The 433-nt window shown below is 16.9% G+C and carries 1 protein-coding gene; it reads left to right on the top strand.

Translation table 11 applies throughout. The annotated features are described in order from the left end of the window. Positions 1-180: hypothetical protein (locus HY29_RS19655; RefSeq protein ID WP_206741996.1), on the top strand; the 180-nt coding region annotated here is incomplete at its 5' end. Between the last annotated feature and the right edge of the window lie 253 nt (positions 181-433).

The following is a 433-nucleotide window of genomic DNA, read 5'->3' as shown; positions in this document are numbered from 1 at the left end:
GATAGAATTATTCAATCTATTAAAGATCATAATTTTAATATTAAAATTATAAATAATGATGAAGTTGTAGTATTAAATAGTTATACGTCAAAAGAAATATATATTACTATAGAAAAAGCACCTGTATTAGGAGATTTTGATTTAAAACAAATTGAGAAATCACAATATATCATTTGTTAAAAAACGTGTGTAATTACCTATAAAAAAAAATAAAAGTATTGTATTTATTTTTTTTTTACCATATAGACTTTAAGTTTATATGTTTTTTTTTTATAAATATTTATAAAAAACAAAAAAAAAATCCTTACCTAATTTAATAGGTTAAGGATAAAAAAAAAAATTAATAAAAATTTATTTTTATAGCATTAGCTTCATGAAAAAAAAGATGTTAATAGATATCATTAAAGTCATCAATTATTTCATTGTCTTTAAT

The sequence above is a fragment of the Hyphomonas beringensis genome (assembly GCF_000682755.1).
In the GTDB taxonomy this organism is placed as follows: Bacteria; Pseudomonadota; Alphaproteobacteria; order Caulobacterales; family Hyphomonadaceae; genus Hyphomonas; species Hyphomonas beringensis.
Note: the sequence above shows the minus strand (reverse complement) of the source record. Positions and strands in the feature narration are given on the sequence as shown.